Origin of the sequence: Variovorax sp. (genome assembly GCF_035634955.1) — a bacterium.
Lineage (GTDB): Bacteria > Pseudomonadota > Gammaproteobacteria > Burkholderiales > Burkholderiaceae_C > Variovorax.
Window position 1 is genome coordinate 205,255 of record NZ_DASQBZ010000021.1, and the last position, 15,827, is coordinate 221,081.

Genomic DNA, 15,827 nt, shown 5'->3' on the forward strand with positions numbered 1-15,827 from the left:
CACCGACCGCACTTCGCGCAGAACCGGCCACTTCATGCGCTCGCGCATCGTTCCGATCGTCATGGTGGTGCTGCTCGTCATCCTGCAATACCAGTTGTGGAGCGGACGCGGCAGCATCCCTGACGTGGCGCGCCAGCGCGCCGAAGCAGACGCGGCGATCGCCGCCAATGCCAAAGCCGCCGCCGCCAACGCGCGGCTGGAATCCGAGGTACGCGATCTGCAGGAAGGCCTGGAAATGGTCGAGGAACGCGCCCGGACCGAGTTGGGCATGGTCAAGCCCAACGAGGTGTTCGTCCAGACGACGAAGTAAACCCCCAGGCTACCCTGCTTCGCAGGTCCGCCACCCCCCTTTCAGGGGGCACCATCTGCGGCCCGGCTGAGCCGGTTCCGCGATGGTCCCGAACGGGCTTCGCTTCGCTTGCCGGGTGTTGGGCGCATCTTTCATGGCCGGTGTACTTACTGTTGTGCTGATGAGCGGCGATGCCCGGCGGCGTGCGGCGCTGGGACGGGCGCTGCGCGAGCGGGCGCTGGCAGCCGGCGTAGCCGTCGCGGTGCTGGACTCGGTGCTGGCGACACCAGGCGACAGGGCCTTGCTGCACCTGCTTCTCGGTGGCGGCGTGGAGGACGCGCATTGGCGCGGCTTACTACAGCGCGAAGGGCTGGGCTATTCAGTGCTCCACGGCGACGCGACGCAGCAGACCACAGCCGCCTGGGCGCTGCTGGCGCCTTTGGCGGGGCTTCCGCTGGCCGGGACGGACGCCGCACCCGAGCGCAGTGCGGCGGCCTGGCGATGCGAGAAGTGCTCCGACCCCGAATGCGAGCACCGGCTGTTTCGCGACCTGCTCGCCGGGCGCGACGCCAGCAGCTGACGCGCGCGTTCCGGCCGCATCATCGCGCCGCCGGAGCCGGCGGCTTACTGGACCGTCTGGCTGCCGGGCAGCTGGTCGCCCGGGGCGGTGAAGATCTGGGCCACGTCGACCGGGTCGAAACGGTACTGCTTGCCGCAGAAGTCGCAGCCGACCTCGACGTCGCCGCGCTCGGCGAGGATCCCTTCGGCCTCCTGCACGCCGAGTCCCCGGATCATCTGGGCCACCCGCTCGCGGCTGCACGTGCAGCGAAAGTGCGGGCCGAGCATGCCGGTCTGCGGGGGGAAGCGCAGGAGCTTTTCCTCCCAGAACAGGCGGCGCAGGACGGTCTCCACGTCGAGGCTGAGCAATTCCTCGCGGGTCAGGCTCTTGGACAGGATCGAGATGCGGCGATAGTCCTCGTCGGGATCGTGGTTCGCCTCCAGCGCGATGCCGTGCGACGCCGGCGCGCCCTGCGCTCCGAGGTTGCCGGCGCCCTCGAGGGGAAGCCGCTGGATCAGCAGGCCGGCGGCCACCTTGTCGTTGGCGGCCAGCACCAGCGTGGTCTCGAGTTGCTCGCTCTGGCGCATGTAGTGCTCGAGCACCTCGGCCATGTCGGCCAGCGGGCGCTGCTGCCCATCCACCAGCGGCACCACGCCCTGGTAGGGCTGCTGGCCCGGCTGGCGCTCGGCCGGCTCCAGCGTGATGGCGCAGCGACCCTTGTGCCTTGCGTTGATCATCTCCTGCAGGCCGCTGCCGTCCGCCACCGCTTCGGCCACGCTGGCGGTGGCGCGCAGGCTCAGGTCGGGCCGCGCTTCGGCCACGGCAACACGTACCGGACCGTCGCCGAAGACCTGCAGGATGAGCGAGCCCTGGAACTTGATGTTGGACTGCATCAGCGCAGCCGCCGCGGTCATCTCGCCGAGCAGCTCTGCCACCGGCTGCGGATAGGCGCCGGTCGCGGTGTTGGAGGCACGGCGCGCCAGGATCTCCTGCCAGGTATCGGTCAGGCGCACGATCATGCCGCGCACCGGCAGGCCGTCGAACAGGAATTTGTGAAGTTCGCTCAAGTCGAAGTGTCCTTGCCGGCGCACCGGCGTTTTCTGTCAACCAATCCGGCGCAGGCCCTTGGCGAATCGCTGGCTGTTGCGGATGTAGTGTTCGGCATTGGCGCGCAGGCGCTCGACCGCCGCGTCGTCCAGGGTTCGCACGACCTTGGCCGGTGCGCCGATGATCAGCGAGTTGTCCGGGAACTCCTTGCCCTCGGTCACCACGCTGCCGCTGCCGACGATGCAATTGCGGCCGATGCGGGCCTTGTTCAAGACCACCGCGCCGATTCCGATCAGCGAGTTGTCGCCGATGGTGCAGCCATGCAGGGTCACGGAATGCCCGACCGTCACATATTCGCCGATGGTCAGCGGCACGCCGGCGTCGGAGTGCAGGGCCGACAGATCCTGGATGTTGGTGGCGCGGCCGATGCGCATGAGCTCGTTGTCGCCGCGCACCACCACGCCGAACCAGACGCTGGCGTCCTGGCCGAGGTGCACATTGCCGATCACCTGCGCGCTGTCGGCGACCCAGGCGCCCTCGTCCAGTTGCGGCGCCATGCCGTCGAGTTCATAAACGGCCATCGGGGACGTCCTTTTCGTTCTGGTTTGAGGTCTGCCCGCCGCAGGTGGGCGGGCGCTTACCTAGAATTGTAGGGATGCACCCTCGTCTGCGCGCCCTGGAGGCCTTGCGCCTGACCGACCCCGACCGGAAGATCGCCGCCACGCGCGCCCTCGCGGACAGCGCAGACCCGGCCCGCCTGGGCGACGGCGCTGCGGTGCGCGTGCCCGGCGACGAGGCCGGCGTTCCCGGCCGGCCCGAACGCCCGGAGCGTGTGGGCGCCACGGCCGTGCCGCGCCGCTCGCCCTTCACCGCCGAGGGCCGTGCCGCGCTGGTGCATTCCATCTGCCACATCGAGTTCAACGCCATCAACCTGGCGCTGGATGCGTTGTGGCGCTTCGACGGCATGCCGCCCGCGTACTACCAGGACTGGCTGCGCGTGGCCGCCGAGGAAGCCGGGCACTTCGCGCTGCTGCATGCGCACCTGCTGTCGCTGGAACACCGCTACGGCGACTTCCCCGGTCATGACGGTCTGTGGACCATGTGCGAGAAGACGGCCGGAGACGTGCTGGCCCGCATGGCGCTGGTGCCGCGCACGCTCGAAGCGCGCGGCCTGGACGCCACGCCGCTCATCCAGGCCAAGCTGCGCCGGGTAGACACCCCGGACGCGCATGCGGCCGTGGCCATCCTCGACGTCATCCTGCGCGACGAGGTCGGTCACGTGGCGATCGGCAACCATTGGTATCGCTGGCTGTGCGCGCGCGCCGGCCAAGACCCGGAGGCGCTCTATCCGCAACTGGTGGCGCGCTACGAGGCGCCGCGCCTGAAGCCGCCCTTCAACCACGAAGCGCGGCGCCGCGCCGGCTTCAGCGCGGGCGAACTGCGCGCGCTGGACGACGCCGCCGCCCCGCGCTGAAGCGCACGCCTGCGGCGCGCTATTCGGCCTTGATGCCGGCGGCGCGGATGATGCGTCCGTTCGCCTCGCGCTCTCGCGCGATGTCCCGCACGAACTCGGCGGCACTGCCGCCCACCGGCTCGTTGTCCGTGGCCTTGAGCTTGGCGACGATCTCTTCGCTGGCCAGGGCCTTGTTGAACTCCACGTTGTAGCGGGCGAGCAGTACTTCCGGCACGCCGGCCGGCGCGAAGATGCCGAACCGCGACGACAGGTTGGCCGATGCGTAGCCCAGCTCCGCCAGGGTGGGCACGTCCGGCAGGCTCGGCAGGCGCGACGGCGCCCCCACCGCGAGCGGACGCAGCCGGCCGGTGCGGATGTGCGGCGTCAGCGTCGGTCCGGCATTGGTGGACAGGATCTCGAACTGGCCGCCCAGCGCGTCGTTCATCTGCTGGCCGCCGCCCTTGTACGGCACGTGCGTGATGTCCACCCCGGTCTGCGCACGCAACTGCTCGAGCATGATGTGCCCGAGCGACGCCTGGCCCGACGTGGCCCAGCGGATGGCGCCAGGCGCTGCCTTGGCTTCCTGCATCAGGCCGGCGAAGTCGCGGCTCCTGGCCGCCGGAGTCGCCAGGATGAGCACCGGCGAGACCATGACGTCGACGACCGGCGCGATGTCCTTGTCCGGATCGAACGGCGACGCATGCAGGAACGGATTGAGCGACAGCGGGCTGACGGCCGAGAAGCCGATCACGCTGCCGTCCGCCGGCGCCTTGGCCACCGCATCCATGCCGATGGTGCCGCTGGCGCCGGCCTTGTTCTCCACCACCACCGCCATGCCGGTCTGCAGGGCCAGCTTGTCGCCCAGCGCCCGGGCGACGACGTCGCTGACACCGCCGGTGGGATAGGCCACGATGATGCGCAGCGTCTTCGGCAGGGCCTGCGCCCGAGCGCCCGCGCTCCACAGCGCCGCGGCGGCAATCGCCCCGCCCGCAAAGCGCCGGCGGGACATCCCGCCGGCGAAATCGTTATGAATCAAGACTCGCTCCTTCTCTTCTCGTATCAATCACTCAGGGCGATATTTTCCGGCAAGCGCAGCGCAGCCGGTTCGGGGCCAACGCGGAACCGGCTTTTGCCGGGCCGCAGATGGCGCCCCGTCGAAGGGATGGACCAAGTCACCCCCTCGGGTGGTGCTGCGCATGCAACTGGCGCAGCCGCTCGCGCGCGACGTGGGTGTAGATGGTGGTGGTGGAGATATCGGCATGCCCCAGGAGCATCTGCACGGCACGCAGATCGGCGCCATGGTTGAGCAGGTGCGTGGCAAAGGCGTGGCGCAGGGTGTGCGGCGACAGCGGCGCCTGCACGCCCGCGGCGAGCGCGTGCTTCTTGACGATCATCCAGAACATCACGCGGGTCATGCCGGCACCGCGCGCGGTCACGAACAGGTCGGACGTCTGCTGGCCGGCGAGAATCTCCGCGCGCGCCTCGCGCAGGTAGCGGTCGATCCAGCGCCGGGCCTCGGCGCCGAATGGCACCAGCCGCTCCTTGCCGCCCTTGCCGGTCACCCGCAGCACGCCGTCGGCCAGGCTCAGCTCGAAAGTCTTGAGCGTCACCAGTTCACTCACGCGCAGGCCGCTGGCGTACATCAGCTCGAGCATGGCGCGGTCGCGCAGGCCCAGCGGCGTGGCCAGGTCGGGCGCGGCCAGCAACTGCTCGACCTGGCGTTCGGTCAGCGTCTTGGGCACCCGAAGCGCCTGGCGCGCAGGCACCAGCCGCAGCGTCGGGTCGGCGGCGATGCGCTGCTCGCGCAGCGCCCACCGGAAGTAGCGCTTGAACACGGTCAGGCGCCGGTTGGCCGAGGTGGCCTTGCCCTTCTGCGCAAGCCGCGCGCCCATGTAGGCCTGCAGGTCGTGCTCGCGCGCGGCGTCGAGGCCGGCGCCGCGCTGTTCGCGCAGCCAGTGCGCGAGCAGCGCCAGGTCGCGCCGATAGGCCGCCAGCGTGTTGCTCGACAGGCCATGCTCGAGCCACAGCGCGTCGACGAACGCGTCGATCTCGGGCGTGTCCGGCGCGCCCGGGCTGCGGACGGCGGCCGAGCGGCTCACGTCACTCGATGCTCAGCTTCTGCTTGGCCACCACCTGCTTGTAGACGGCGTACTCGGCCTTGATCTGCGCGGCGAACTCGTCCGGCGTATTGCCGACGATCAGCGAACCGGTCTCCTCGATGCGCTTGCGCGTGGCCGGATCGGCCAGGGCCTGCCGGGCGGCGGCGCTGATCTTGTCGACCACGTCCTTGGGCATGCCCTTCGGGCCGAGGATGCCGTAGTACGCCATCCGGTTCACCGGCTCCAGGCCCACCTCCTTGAACGTCGGCACGTTGGGCAGTTCCTTCAGGCGCTGCGGCGCGGCCACGACGATCGGCACCAGGCGGCCGGCCTGGATGAAGGGCAGCGCCGACGGCAGGTTGTCGAAGATCATCGGGACCTGGCCGGCCACGGTGTCGTTGAGCGCCGGGCCGGCGCCGCGATACGGGATGTGCGTGACGTAGGTGTCCGACAGGCTCTTGTACAGCTCCATCAGCAGGTGCCCGATGCCACCCGTGCCCGAGCTGCCGTACGAGTATTTGCCCGGGTGGCGCTTGAGCTCGGCGACGAACTCCGCGTAGTTCTTGGCCGGGAAGTTCGGGTTGACCGCGATCACGTTCGGCGTGGCCGCCAGGTTGATGATCGGGGTGAAGTCGCTCACCGGGTCGTACGGCACCTTCGGGTTGATGGCCGGGTTGGCAGCCGTGCTCGACACCGTGGCCACACCCAGCTTGTAGCCGTCCGGCGCAGCCTTGGCGGTCTCGTTCGCGCCCACGATGCCACCGCCGCCGGCCTTGTTGACCACCACCACGGGCTGGCCGAGTGCCTTTGCCAACGGCTCGGAGATGACGCGGGCAACGATGTCGGTGGTGCCGCCGGGCGCAAATGGCACCTGCAGTTCGATCGGCTTGTTGGGATAGCCCTGGGCCAGGCTGGTTCCGGCGGCGGCCAACAGGAAGGCACCTGCGGCGAGAGCGGTCAACTTGCGGCGTTGCATCATGTTCAAACAGTTCCTCAAAATGTAAAAGGCTGTGAAGCGGAGCTCGAATGCTAGCGGCACGCGCCCCCGCTTCGGCAATACCCGGACACCCTTATGCTCGGAATGTGAACTTTGCGCAGCTTCTCTTTCCCGACTTTTCCCTCATTGCCTGTGGCTGGGCCTTGTGCCGATACACCGCGCTGGACCGCCGGGTGTGGGACCAGGTGGAAAGCCTGGTCTACTACTTTCTGTTTCCGGTACTGCTTTTTCATTCCATCGTGCGCAGCCCGCTCGATTTCGGCGCCACGTCGAGCCTGCTGGGCGCCGGCGTGCTGATGAGCCTGGCGGGCATCGGCCTGTCGTACAGCCTGCCGTGGCTGCCCTGGCTGCGCCGGCACATCGACCGCAGCGACCATGCCGCCAGCGTCCAGGTGGCGTTCCGCTTCAATTCCTTCATCTGCCTGACGCTCGCCGAACGGCTGGCCGGCGCCCAGGGGCTGCTGTTGATCGCCGTGCTGATCGGCGTGTGCGTGCCGTTGCTCAATGTGGCGTCGGTGTGGCCGATGGCGCGCCATGCGCAGACCGGCTTCGTGCGCCAGCTGGTGCGCAACCCGCTGATCATCGCTACCGCCTCGGGCCTGCTGGCCAACGTGCTGGGCCTGACCGTGCCGACCTGGCTGCAGCCGACGCTGACGCGCATCGGCGGCGCATCGCTGGCGCTGGGCCTGATGGCGGCCGGCGCAGGCATGCAGTTCGCCATGCTCGGGCGCGGCAAGGCGCTGGCGGTGGCCGTGCTGTCGATCCGCCACCTGGTACTGCCGCTGGTGGCCTGGGGCCTGGTCCACGCCCTCCGGCTGGATGCGGCGCAGGGCGCGGTGCTGATGGCCTTTTCGGCCGTACCCACCGCCTCCAGCGCCTACGTGCTGGCCGCGCGCATGGGCTACAACGGCCCGTTCGTTGCCGGCCTGGTAACGCTGTCGACGCTGCTGGGGGCGCTGAGCCTGCCGTTCGCGCTGGCGCTGCCCAGATAGGCCCGCCGCGCTCGCCGGCAGACGACGCGCCGTCGCGCGTTACGCCTGCGTGTAGGCGGTCTTCACGGTGGTGAAGAACTCCTGCGCATAGTGCCCTTGCTCGCGCGGCCCGTAGCTCGAGCCCTTGCGGCCGCCGAAGGGCACGTGATAGTCGACGCCGGCGGTCGGCAGGTTGACCATCACCATGCCGGCCTGGCTGTGGCGCTTGAAATGCGACGCGTACTTCAGGCTGGTGGTGGCGATGCCCGCCGACAGGCCGAACTCGGTGTCGTTGGCAGTCGCCAGCGCCTCTTCGTAGTTCTTCACGCGGATCACGCTGGCGACCGGCCCGAAGATTTCCTCGCGGTTGATGCGCATGCCGGCGGCGCTCTCGCTGAACAGGGCCGGCGCCATGTAGAAGCCTTCGGTGCCCAGCGCCAGCCGCTCGCCGCCCATTGCCAGCGTGGCGCCTTCAGCCCGCCCGATCTCGACGTAGCCCAGGTCCTGCTCCAGCTGGCTCTGGCTGGACACCGGGCCGATGTCGGTGCCCTGCGCCAGCGCGTCACCGACCTTGATCCGGCCCATGCGCTCCTTCATCGCCTCGATGAACTTCGGGTAGATGCCTTCGGTGACGATCAGCCGGCTGGACGCGGTGCACCGCTGGCCGGTGGAATAGAAGGCGCTCTGCACGCTCAGTTCGACCGCCTGCGCCAGGTCGGCGTCGTCCAGCACGACCTGCGGGTTCTTGCCGCCCATCTCCAGCTGAACCTTCTTGCCGCTCTTGACGCATTCCACGGCGATGCCGCGGCCCACGCCCACCGAGCCGGTGAAGCTGACTGCATGGACGCCCGGGTGCTGCACCAGCGCGTTGCCGATGACGCTGCCGCGGCCCATGACCAGGTTGAACACGCCTGCCGGGATGCCGCTGCGGCTGATGATCTCGGCCAGCGCCCAGGCGCAGCCGGGCACCAGGTCGGCCGGCTTGAGCACCACGCAGTTTCCGAAGGCCAGTGCCGGCGCGACCTTCCACGCCGGAATGGCGATGGGGAAGTTCCACGGCGTGATCAGCCCGACCACGCCGACCGGCTCGCGCGTGATCTCGATGCCGATGCCGGGCCGCACCGACGGCATGAGCTCGCCCGACAGGCGCAGGCATTCGCCGGCGAAGAACTTGAAGATGTGGCCCGCGCGCGTCGCCTCGCCGATGCCTTCGGCGCGGGTCTTGCCCTCTTCGCGCGCCAGCAGCGTTCCCAGCTCTTCCTTGCGCGCCAGGATCTCGTTGCCGATCCTGTCGAGCGCATCGGAGCGTGCCTGCACGCTGCCGGTTGCCCAGGCCGGGAAGGCCGCCGTGGCGGCAGCGACCGCCGCCTCGACGTCGGCCGCATCGCCCTGCGCGTACTCGGCAATGATGTCGCCGAGATCGGACGGGTTCAGGTTCGGGCTGTAGCGCTGGCCCTTGCGCCACTCGCCGCCGATGAAGTTGTCGTGCTGCTGCATGTCGATACCTGCTGGTTGAAGGCCGGGTTATTGCGGGCCGAGTTTGTCGATCAGCGCCTTGAGCATCTGCACCTCGTCGTCCTTGAGGTCGGTCAGCGGCGGGCGCACCGGACCGGCGTCGTGTCCGACCAGCCTGGCGCCGGCCTTGACGATGCTCACGGCGTAGCCGGGCATGCGATTGCGCAGCTCCAGGTAGGGCATGAAGAATTCGCGCAGCAGCCTGTGCTGCGTGGCCTGGTCGTCCGCGGCCACCGCCTTGTAGAAGTCCATGGCGGTCCGGGGAATGAAGTTGAACACCGCCGACGAATACACCGGCGTGCCCAGCGCCTTGTACGCCGCGGCGTAGACCTCGGCGGTCGGCAGGCCGCCGAGGTAGGCCAGGCGCTCGCCCATCTTCATGTAGACGGAGTTCATCAGCTCGATGTCGCCCACGCCGTCCTTGAAGCCCACCAGGTTCGCATTGCGCTCGGCCAGCCGCGCCAGCGTGTCGGGCAGCAGGCGGCTGTTGGCGCGGTTGTAGACGATCACGCCGAACTTGACGCTGCGGCACACCGCCTCGATGTGCGCAGCCAGGCCTTCCTGGCCGGCTTCGGTCAGGTAGTGGGGCAGCAGCAGGATGCCGTGGGCGCCGGCCTTCTCGGCCGCCTGCGCGCACTGGATGGCAAAGCGGGTCGGCCCGCCGGCGCCGGCAATGATCGGCACCACGCCGCGGCAGGTGTCGACCGCGGTCTTGATGATGTCCGGGTATTCCTCGCCGGTGAGCGAGAAGAACTCGCCGGTGCCGCCGGCGGCGAACAAGGCGCTCGCGCCATAAGGGCCGAGCCACTCCAGCCGGCGGATGTAGCCGGCCCGGTTGAAGTTGCCTTCGCCGTCGAAGTCGGTCAGCGGGAAGGACAGCAGGCCGGAGCCCATGATGGACTTGAGTTCTTGCGGATTCATTGCTCGGATCGTTTTCAGGATGACAGGGGTCTGTGATGGGGATGGGGCTCAGTCGAGCCGGATGTCGGCGGCGCGCACGACCTGGGCCCAGCGCGCACGCTCCTTGTTGAAGAACTGCTCTTCCTCGGCCGGCGTCATCGTCACGACTTCGGCGCCCTGCCCGGCCAGGCGCGAGCGGATGTCGGGCGAGCGGATGGCCGTGACCAGGGCCTGGTTCAGGCGTTGCACCACGGCATCGGGCGTGCCGCGCGGGGCCTTGACGCCCTGCCAGGTACCGGACTCGAAGCCCGGCACGCCTTGCTCGGCGATGGTCGGCACGTCGCCGATCAGCGGCATGCGGGTGGCCTTGGATACGCCCAGGACCTTGAGCTTGCCGGACTGCACGTGTGGCAGCGTGGCCAGCATGCCGTTCATCAGCACCTGCGTCTGGCCGCCCACCGTGTCCTGGATGGCCTGAACGCCGCCCTTGTAGGGCACGTAGGTCCACCTGGCATCGACGGCGCGCTGCAGCGCCACGCCCGCCAGGTGCGGCGCGCTGCCGGTGGCGGTGACCGCGAAATTGAGATCGCTCGTCTTCGACAGCGCCACCAATTCCTTCAGGTTGCCGGCCTTGACCGACGGATGCACCACCAGCAGGTGCGGCGAATACGCCAGCATCGTCACGCCGCGCAGGTCTTTGCTGGGGTCGAACGACAGCTTGGTGTAGACCGACGGGCTGATCGCCAGCGCCCCCACGTCGCACAACAGCAGCGTGTAGCCGTCCGGCGCGGCCTTGGCAACGAAGTCGGCGCCCAGGTTGCCATTGGCCCCGGGCTTGTTCTCGACGATGACCGACTGGCCCAACGCCGCCGACAGCGGCTGGCTGATGGAGCGGGCAATGATGTCCGACGACCCACCCGGCGGATAGGGCACCACGAGCTTGATGGGCTTGCTGGGCCAGGCGTCGGCGGCCAGCGCCTGGCCGGCGGCCGGCAGGCAGCCGGCGACGGTGCCGGCAATGAGCAGACTTCTGCGAGTCAATGACATGGTTGTCTCCAAGGGTCGGAAGAAAGGTGCGGCCGGCGTTGCCCTGCCCTCACCCGCGCATGCTCAGTCTTGTAGTTGTCAGTTGTCTGATGACTTGAAATGTACTTGTCCGCGCCGCGGATGTCCAGCGTCTGCAGGCAAAACCTTGGCAGGCCGGGCAGCATGCCCGCCGGCTCAGGGGCTCGAAGTGGGGCCCGCGCCGCCGGCGGCAGGCGCGGCCGGGTCGTCAGTCGCCGGACTGGCCGAGCCCGCCGCCTTTCGGGCCGCTTCCTGCGCGACGCGCAGGCGCTCGCGGCTGTTGGTCAGGTGGATGCGCATGGCCGCCCGCGCCGACTCGGGGTCGCCGCGCGCGATGGCCGCGTAGATCTCGTCATGCTCCCGATTGACCCGGCCCAGGTACTCGCCGCTGCGGTCCTGCGCGCGAATGGCGTGGATGCGCGTGCGCGGGATGATCGTCGTGCCCAGGTGGGTCATGATGTCCGCGAAATACGGATTGCCGGTGGCCCGGGCGATCTGCAGGTGGAAGCGGAAGTCGGGACTCACCGTGTCCTCGCTGGCACTGCGGTTGCGCTCGAAGTCGTCCAGCGCGCCGCGCATCACGGCCAGGTCGTCCGGAGTGCGGCGCAGGGCAGCCAGGCCGGCCGATTCGGTCTCCAGGCTGATGCGCAGTTCCAGCACCGCCAGCACGTCGACCGACGCGGCCGCATCCACCGGATCGAGCCGGAACATGCCCACGGAACGCGGGGGCAGCACGAAGGTGCCCACGCCGTGGCGCGTCTCGACCAGGCCTGCCGCCTGCAGCTTGGACAAGGCCTCCCGTACCACCGTGCGGCTGACGCCGTAGGCCTGCATGACGACGGTTTCGGTGGGCAGTTTGTCGCCGGGGCGCAACTCCTGGTTGCGGATCTTCTCGCCCAGGTCCTCCACCAGCCCGTTGGCCAGGCCGCGGGCTCGCTGGCGCGGGCGACCGACGAAAGCGGGGGCCGCGGGTTCGCTTTCCGACACTAGGGGGAATCCCGCAAGCGATTTGGACATGCGGCGATGATAATCGCCATCGGTTGTATGACGACTGATAACAAACCCCTAGAGAGCAAGCGCCAAATGACTCCGAGTTCCCCCTCCTCGCCCGCGCGGGTGTCGCGATTGCTGCTCACCGGCGCCGCCGGCGGGCTGGGCAAGGTCCTGCGCGAACGCCTGCGCCCGTTCGCCGACGTGATCCGCCTGTCCGACGTGGCCGAGATGGCGCCGGCGGACGGGCCGCACGAGGAAGTCGTGCCGTGCGACCTGGCTGACAAGAAGGCGGTCGACGCCCTGGTGGCCGGGTGCGACGCGATCGTCCACCTCGGTGGCGTTTCGGTCGAGCGGCCGTTCGAGGAAATCCTCGAAGCCAACATCAAGGGCGTCTTCCACATCTACGAGGGCGCGCGCCGGCACGGCATCCGGCGCATCGTGTTCGCCAGCTCCAACCACGTGATCGGCTTCTACCGGCAAAGCGAGCGGCTGGACGCACACGTGGCACGGCGGCCCGACGGCTACTACGGCCTGTCCAAATCCTTCGGGGAGGACGTGGCGCAGTTCTACTTCGACCGCTACGGCATCGAGACGGTTTCCATCCGCATCGGCTCGTCGTTCCCGGAGCCGGCCAACCGCCGGATGATGAGCACCTGGCTGAGCTACCGCGACCTGACGGATCTCGTCGGGAAGTCCCTGTTCACGCCGGACGTGGGCCACCTGGTGGTCTATGGCGCCTCGGCCAACCGCGACCAGTGGTGGGACAACCATGCCGCCGCCAAGCTGGGCTTCGTCCCGCAGGACAGTTCCGAGCCCTTCCGCACCAAGGTGGAAGCGCAGCCGCCGGTGGCCGCGAACGACCCCAACGCCGTCTACCAGGGCGGCGCGTTCACCGCGCAAGGCCCCTTCGAATAACGGCACCGCGACATGCCCCTCCCCCCGCGAGCGCGCCGCCGGCAGCTGCGCACCCCATTCACCACTGATTCGTCCATCAACCCAGGAGACAAGACGATGATTTTCCGCCGTACCCTCATTGCCGCGAGCGCGGCCACGGCCGTGCTGGCCGGCCTGGTCCTGCCAGGCACTGCAGGCGCTGCCGACAAGATCGTGCTCAAGGCAGCCGATGTGCACCCGGCCGGCTATCCCAACGTGGTCGCCATCGAACACATGGGACAGAAGCTGGAGAAGGCCACCAACGGCCGCATCACCATGAAGATGTTCCCCGGCTCGGTGCTCGGCGGCGAGAAGGAAATGATCGAGCAGACGCAGGTCGGCGCGATCGACATCCTGCGCACCTCGCTCGGCCCGGTCGGCCCGGTCGTGCCCGAGGTGAACGTGTTCAACATGCCGTTCGTGTTCCGCGACGAGGAGCACATGCGCCACGTGATCGACGGCCCGATCGGCCAGGAGATCCTGGACAAGATCACCGCTTCGCCGGCCAAGATGGTCGGCCTGGGCTGGATGGACGGCGGCAGCCGCAGCCTCTACACCAAGAAGCCGGTGCGCAAGCCCGAAGACCTCAAGGGCATGAAGATCCGCATGATGGGCAACCCGCTGTTCGTCGACACCATGAACGCGATGGGCGGCAACGGCATCTCGATGGGTTACGGCGAAGTGTTCACCGCCATCCAGACCGGCGTGGTCGACGGTGCCGAGAACAATCCGCCCACCCTGTACACCGCGCACCACTACCAGGCCGGCGCCAAGTACTACACCCAGACCAACCACCTGATCATTCCCGAGATCTTCGTGATGTCCAAGGTCACCTGGGCCAAGCTGTCTCCGGAAGACCAGGCGCTGGTCAAGAAGTTCTCGCGCGAGGCCCAGATGGAGCAGCGCCAGCTGTGGGACAAGAGCGTTGCCGAGTACACCAGCAAGCTCAAGTCCGAAGGCGTGGAGTTCATCAAGATCGACAACAAGCCCTTCTTCGACGCCACCGAGCCGGTGCGCCAGAAGTACGGCTCGCAGTACGCGGACCTGATCAAGCGCATCGAAGCAACCAAGTAACCGTACGACCAAATCCGCCCGCGGCCGCGCTTGCCGCGGGCATGCCGCAAAGCGCTCCTGCCCCAGCGCTTCGGCTTCCCCTGAAGCGTCTCGCCTTCGCGAAAGCTCCGATATGGATCCCCTCTTCGTTCGCCTGTGCGACCGGCTCTACCTGGCCTGTATCTGGGTTGCCGGCTTCGCCATCTTCATGATGTCCGTGATCATCCCCTGGGGGGTGTTCACCCGCTACGTGCTGGGTACCGGCTCCCAGTGGCCCGAGCCCATCGCCATCCTTTTCATGATGGTGTTCACCTTCATCGGTGCCGCCGCGGCCTACCGGGCCGGCGCGCACATCGCGGTGACCATGCTCACCGACCGCCTGCCCGGTCCGTTCAAGGTGCTGGACCGCATCCTGGTGGATCTGCTGATGATCCTCATCTGCAGCTTCGTGGCCTGGGCCGGCACCCGCCTGTGCATGGAAACCTGGAACCAGAGCATTGCCGAGCTGACCTGGCTGCCGGTAGGCCTGACCTACGCGGCCATGCCGGTCGGCGCCGCCGCCACGCTGGTGTTCGTGATCGAGCAGATGATCCACGGCAGCCAGTCGCAACGCGACCTGGTGCGCTACGAGGAAACCGCCGGCAACAACAAGGAAGGAGTCGCCTGATGGACATGTTCGTTCTCCTGGGCAGCTTCGTCCTGCTCATGGCGGTGGGCATGCCCATCGCGTATGCCCTCGGCCTGTCGTCGCTGGTCGGCGCCTTGTGGATCGGCATTCCGCTCGACGCGGTGATGATCCAGCTCGCTTCCGGCGTCAACAAGTTCGCACTGCTGGCCATTCCGTTCTTCGTGCTGGCCGGCGCCATCATGGCCGAGGGCGGCATGTCGCGCCGGCTGGTGGCCTTCGCCGGCGTGCTGGTGGGGTTCATCCGCGGCGGCCTGTCGCTGGTCAACATCCTGGCGTCGACCTTCTTCGGTGCCATCTCCGGCTCGTCGGTGGCCGACACCGCTTCAATCGGCTCGGTGCTGATCCCCGAGATGGAGCGCAAGGGCTACCCGCGCAAGTTCGCCACCGCGGTGACGGTGAGCGGGTCGGTGCAGGCCATCCTCATCCCGCCCAGCCACAACGCGGTGCTGTACTCGCTTGCAGCGGGCGGCACGGTGTCGATCGCCAGCCTGTTCATGGCCGGGGTGCTGCCCGGCCTGCTGATGGGCCTGACGCTCGCCGTGATGTGCCTGGTCATCGCCAAGCGCGAGAACTACCCCAAGGGCGAGGTGATCCCCCTCCGCCAGGCGCTCAAGATCGCCGCGGACGCGATGTGGGGCCTGATGACCATGGTCATCATCCTGGGCGGCATCCTCTCGGGCGTGTTCACTGCCAACGAATCGGCCGCCATCGCCGTGGTCTGGGCCTTCTTCGTGACCATGTTCATCTACCGCGACTACAAGTGGCGCGACCTGCCCAAGCTGGTGCACCGCACGGTCAAGACGGTGACCATCGTCATGATCCTGATCGGCTTCGCCGCCTGCTTCGGCTACCTGATGACGCTGATGCAGATCCCGATGAAGGTCACGGCCTTCTTCACCAGCGTCTCGGACAACAAGTACGTCATCCTGGCGATGATCAACGTGCTGCTGCTGATCCTGGGCACGCTGATGGACATGTCGCCGCTCATCCTCATCCTCACGCCGATCCTGCTGCCGGTGGTCAAGATGCTGGGCGTGGACCCGGTGCATTTCGGCATGATCATGATGGTCAACCTGGGCATCGGGCTGATCACGCCGCCGGTGGGCACGGTGCTGTTCGTGGGCAGCGCCATCTCAAAACTTCCGATCGGAGTGGTGACGCGGGCCGCGGCACCTTTCCTGGTCGCGCTGTTCTTCGTGCTGATGGCCGTGACCTATCTGCCGATGCTGTCGTTGTGGCTGCCCCGTGTGCTGGGCCTGTGAGGC

General features: G+C 68.3%; 17 protein-coding genes. 8 read left to right on the forward strand and 9 right to left on the reverse strand.

Annotated elements, in window-relative coordinates; genetic code table 11:
- Positions 1-34: 34 nt before the first annotated feature.
- Together VES41_RS11760 and VES41_RS11765 are read left to right on the forward strand one after the other, a co-directional pair.
- Positions 35-310 (forward strand): septum formation initiator family protein, encoded by a 276-nt coding sequence (locus VES41_RS11760; protein WP_324816791.1) that lies wholly within the window; start codon positions 35-37, stop codon positions 308-310.
- 160 nt (positions 311-470) lie between these two features.
- Entirely contained in the window at positions 471-869 is a 399-nt protein-coding gene (locus tag VES41_RS11765; protein ID WP_324816794.1) for a hypothetical protein, read from the forward strand.
- A 44-nt stretch (positions 870-913) separates the two neighbouring features.
- On the opposite strand, the gene VES41_RS11770 is transcribed toward VES41_RS11765, so the two are convergent.
- Both VES41_RS11770 and VES41_RS11775 read right to left on the reverse strand, forming a co-directional pair.
- On the reverse strand, positions 914-1,915 hold the full coding sequence (locus VES41_RS11770; RefSeq protein ID WP_324816797.1) for an Hsp33 family molecular chaperone HslO: 1,002 nt from the start codon (positions 1,913-1,915) through the stop codon (positions 914-916).
- Positions 1,916-1,951: 36 nt separating this feature from the next.
- Complete coding sequence (locus VES41_RS11775) at positions 1,952-2,476, reverse strand: gamma carbonic anhydrase family protein (protein WP_324816799.1); 525 nt, start codon at positions 2,474-2,476, stop codon at positions 1,952-1,954.
- A 74-nt stretch (positions 2,477-2,550) separates the two neighbouring features.
- On the opposite strand from VES41_RS11775, the gene VES41_RS11780 reads away from it, so the two are divergent.
- Complete coding sequence (locus tag VES41_RS11780; protein WP_324816802.1) at positions 2,551-3,369, forward strand: ferritin-like domain-containing protein; 819 nt, start codon at positions 2,551-2,553, stop codon at positions 3,367-3,369.
- Positions 3,370-3,388: 19 nt separating this feature from the next.
- Here VES41_RS11780 and VES41_RS11785 read toward each other — a convergent pair whose 3' ends face one another.
- From VES41_RS11785 to VES41_RS11795, 3 genes are all read right to left on the reverse strand, one after another.
- Positions 3,389-4,357, reverse strand: coding sequence for a tripartite tricarboxylate transporter substrate binding protein (locus VES41_RS11785; RefSeq protein WP_324817029.1), 969 nt, complete (start codon positions 4,355-4,357; stop codon positions 3,389-3,391).
- A 163-nt stretch (positions 4,358-4,520) separates the two neighbouring features.
- A complete protein-coding gene (gene xerD, locus VES41_RS11790) occupies positions 4,521-5,447 on the reverse strand; it encodes a site-specific tyrosine recombinase XerD (protein ID WP_324816804.1) in 927 nt (308 codons plus the stop codon).
- A 1-nt stretch (position 5,448) separates the two neighbouring features.
- Positions 5,449-6,423: a tripartite tricarboxylate transporter substrate binding protein BugE gene (locus tag VES41_RS11795; protein ID WP_324817031.1), complete on the reverse strand. Its 975-nt coding sequence runs from the start codon at positions 6,421-6,423 to the stop codon at positions 5,449-5,451.
- Positions 6,424-6,473: 50 nt separating this feature from the next.
- On the opposite strand from VES41_RS11795, the gene VES41_RS11800 reads away from it, so the two are divergent.
- Entirely contained in the window at positions 6,474-7,436 is a 963-nt protein-coding gene (locus VES41_RS11800) for an AEC family transporter (RefSeq protein ID WP_324816807.1), read from the forward strand.
- A 39-nt stretch (positions 7,437-7,475) separates the two neighbouring features.
- Here the strand turns inward: VES41_RS11800 and VES41_RS11805 are convergent, their stop codons facing one another.
- The 4 genes from VES41_RS11805 to VES41_RS11820 all read right to left on the reverse strand — a co-directional run bounded on the left by VES41_RS11805 (position 7,476) and on the right by VES41_RS11820 (position 11,912).
- A complete protein-coding gene (locus tag VES41_RS11805; protein ID WP_324816810.1) occupies positions 7,476-8,912 on the reverse strand; it encodes an aldehyde dehydrogenase family protein in 1,437 nt (478 codons plus the stop codon).
- A gap of 27 nt (positions 8,913-8,939) precedes the next feature.
- Positions 8,940-9,851, reverse strand: a complete 912-nt coding sequence (gene kdgD / locus VES41_RS11810) for a 5-dehydro-4-deoxyglucarate dehydratase (RefSeq protein ID WP_324816812.1) — start codon at positions 9,849-9,851, stop codon at positions 8,940-8,942.
- Between the two features lie 48 nt (positions 9,852-9,899).
- The gene (locus tag VES41_RS11815) at positions 9,900-10,877 is read right to left on the reverse strand and encodes a tripartite tricarboxylate transporter substrate binding protein (RefSeq protein WP_324816814.1); all 978 of its coding nucleotides are present in this window, start codon (positions 10,875-10,877) and stop codon (positions 9,900-9,902) included.
- Between the two features lie 174 nt (positions 10,878-11,051).
- Positions 11,052-11,912, reverse strand: coding sequence for a FadR/GntR family transcriptional regulator (locus tag VES41_RS11820; protein ID WP_324816817.1), 861 nt, complete (start codon positions 11,910-11,912; stop codon positions 11,052-11,054).
- 66 nt (positions 11,913-11,978) lie between these two features.
- Between VES41_RS11820 and VES41_RS11825 the strand changes: the two genes are divergently transcribed.
- From VES41_RS11825 to VES41_RS11840, 4 genes are all read left to right on the forward strand, one after another.
- Positions 11,979-12,803: an NAD(P)-dependent oxidoreductase gene (locus VES41_RS11825; RefSeq protein ID WP_324816820.1), complete on the forward strand. Its 825-nt coding sequence runs from the start codon at positions 11,979-11,981 to the stop codon at positions 12,801-12,803.
- Between the two features lie 96 nt (positions 12,804-12,899).
- Entirely contained in the window at positions 12,900-13,895 is a 996-nt protein-coding gene (locus VES41_RS11830; RefSeq protein WP_324816822.1) for a TRAP transporter substrate-binding protein, read from the forward strand.
- Between the two features lie 112 nt (positions 13,896-14,007).
- Positions 14,008-14,541, forward strand: a complete 534-nt coding sequence (locus tag VES41_RS11835; protein ID WP_324816824.1) for a TRAP transporter small permease — start codon at positions 14,008-14,010, stop codon at positions 14,539-14,541.
- On the forward strand, positions 14,541-15,824 hold the full coding sequence (locus tag VES41_RS11840; RefSeq protein WP_324816827.1) for a TRAP transporter large permease: 1,284 nt from the start codon (positions 14,541-14,543) through the stop codon (positions 15,822-15,824). The genes VES41_RS11835 and VES41_RS11840 overlap by 1 nt, the downstream gene beginning before the upstream one ends.
- Positions 15,825-15,827 lie beyond the last annotated feature (3 nt).

Excerpts from the sequence above, each read along its gene's own strand:
- VES41_RS11835 (WP_324816824.1), top strand. The coding sequence starts at position 14,008 with ATGGATCCCCTCTTCGTTCGCCTGTGCGACCGGCTCTACCTGGCCTGT.
- VES41_RS11840 (WP_324816827.1), top strand. The coding sequence starts at position 14,541 with ATGGACATGTTCGTTCTCCTGGGCAGCTTCGTCCTGCTCATGGCGGTG.
- VES41_RS11830 (WP_324816822.1), top strand. The coding sequence starts at position 12,900 with ATGATTTTCCGCCGTACCCTCATTGCCGCGAGCGCGGCCACGGCCGTG.
- VES41_RS11760 (WP_324816791.1), top strand. The coding sequence starts at position 35 with ATGCGCTCGCGCATCGTTCCGATCGTCATGGTGGTGCTGCTCGTCATC.
- VES41_RS11765 (WP_324816794.1), top strand. The coding sequence starts at position 471 with ATGAGCGGCGATGCCCGGCGGCGTGCGGCGCTGGGACGGGCGCTGCGC.
- kdgD (WP_324816812.1), bottom strand. The coding sequence starts at position 9,851 with ATGAATCCGCAAGAACTCAAGTCCATCATGGGCTCCGGCCTGCTGTCC.
- VES41_RS11780 (WP_324816802.1), top strand. The coding sequence starts at position 2,551 with ATGCACCCTCGTCTGCGCGCCCTGGAGGCCTTGCGCCTGACCGACCCC.
- VES41_RS11815 (WP_324816814.1), bottom strand. The coding sequence starts at position 10,877 with ATGTCATTGACTCGCAGAAGTCTGCTCATTGCCGGCACCGTCGCCGGC.
- VES41_RS11800 (WP_324816807.1), top strand. The coding sequence starts at position 6,474 with ATGCTAGCGGCACGCGCCCCCGCTTCGGCAATACCCGGACACCCTTAT.
- VES41_RS11820 (WP_324816817.1), bottom strand. The coding sequence starts at position 11,912 with ATGTCCAAATCGCTTGCGGGATTCCCCCTAGTGTCGGAAAGCGAACCC.
- VES41_RS11825 (WP_324816820.1), top strand. The coding sequence starts at position 11,979 with ATGACTCCGAGTTCCCCCTCCTCGCCCGCGCGGGTGTCGCGATTGCTG.
- VES41_RS11775 (WP_324816799.1), bottom strand. The coding sequence starts at position 2,476 with ATGGCCGTTTATGAACTCGACGGCATGGCGCCGCAACTGGACGAGGGC.
- VES41_RS11785 (WP_324817029.1), bottom strand. The coding sequence starts at position 4,357 with ATGTCCCGCCGGCGCTTTGCGGGCGGGGCGATTGCCGCCGCGGCGCTG.
- VES41_RS11795 (WP_324817031.1), bottom strand. The coding sequence starts at position 6,423 with ATGCAACGCCGCAAGTTGACCGCTCTCGCCGCAGGTGCCTTCCTGTTG.
- VES41_RS11805 (WP_324816810.1), bottom strand. The coding sequence starts at position 8,912 with ATGCAGCAGCACGACAACTTCATCGGCGGCGAGTGGCGCAAGGGCCAG.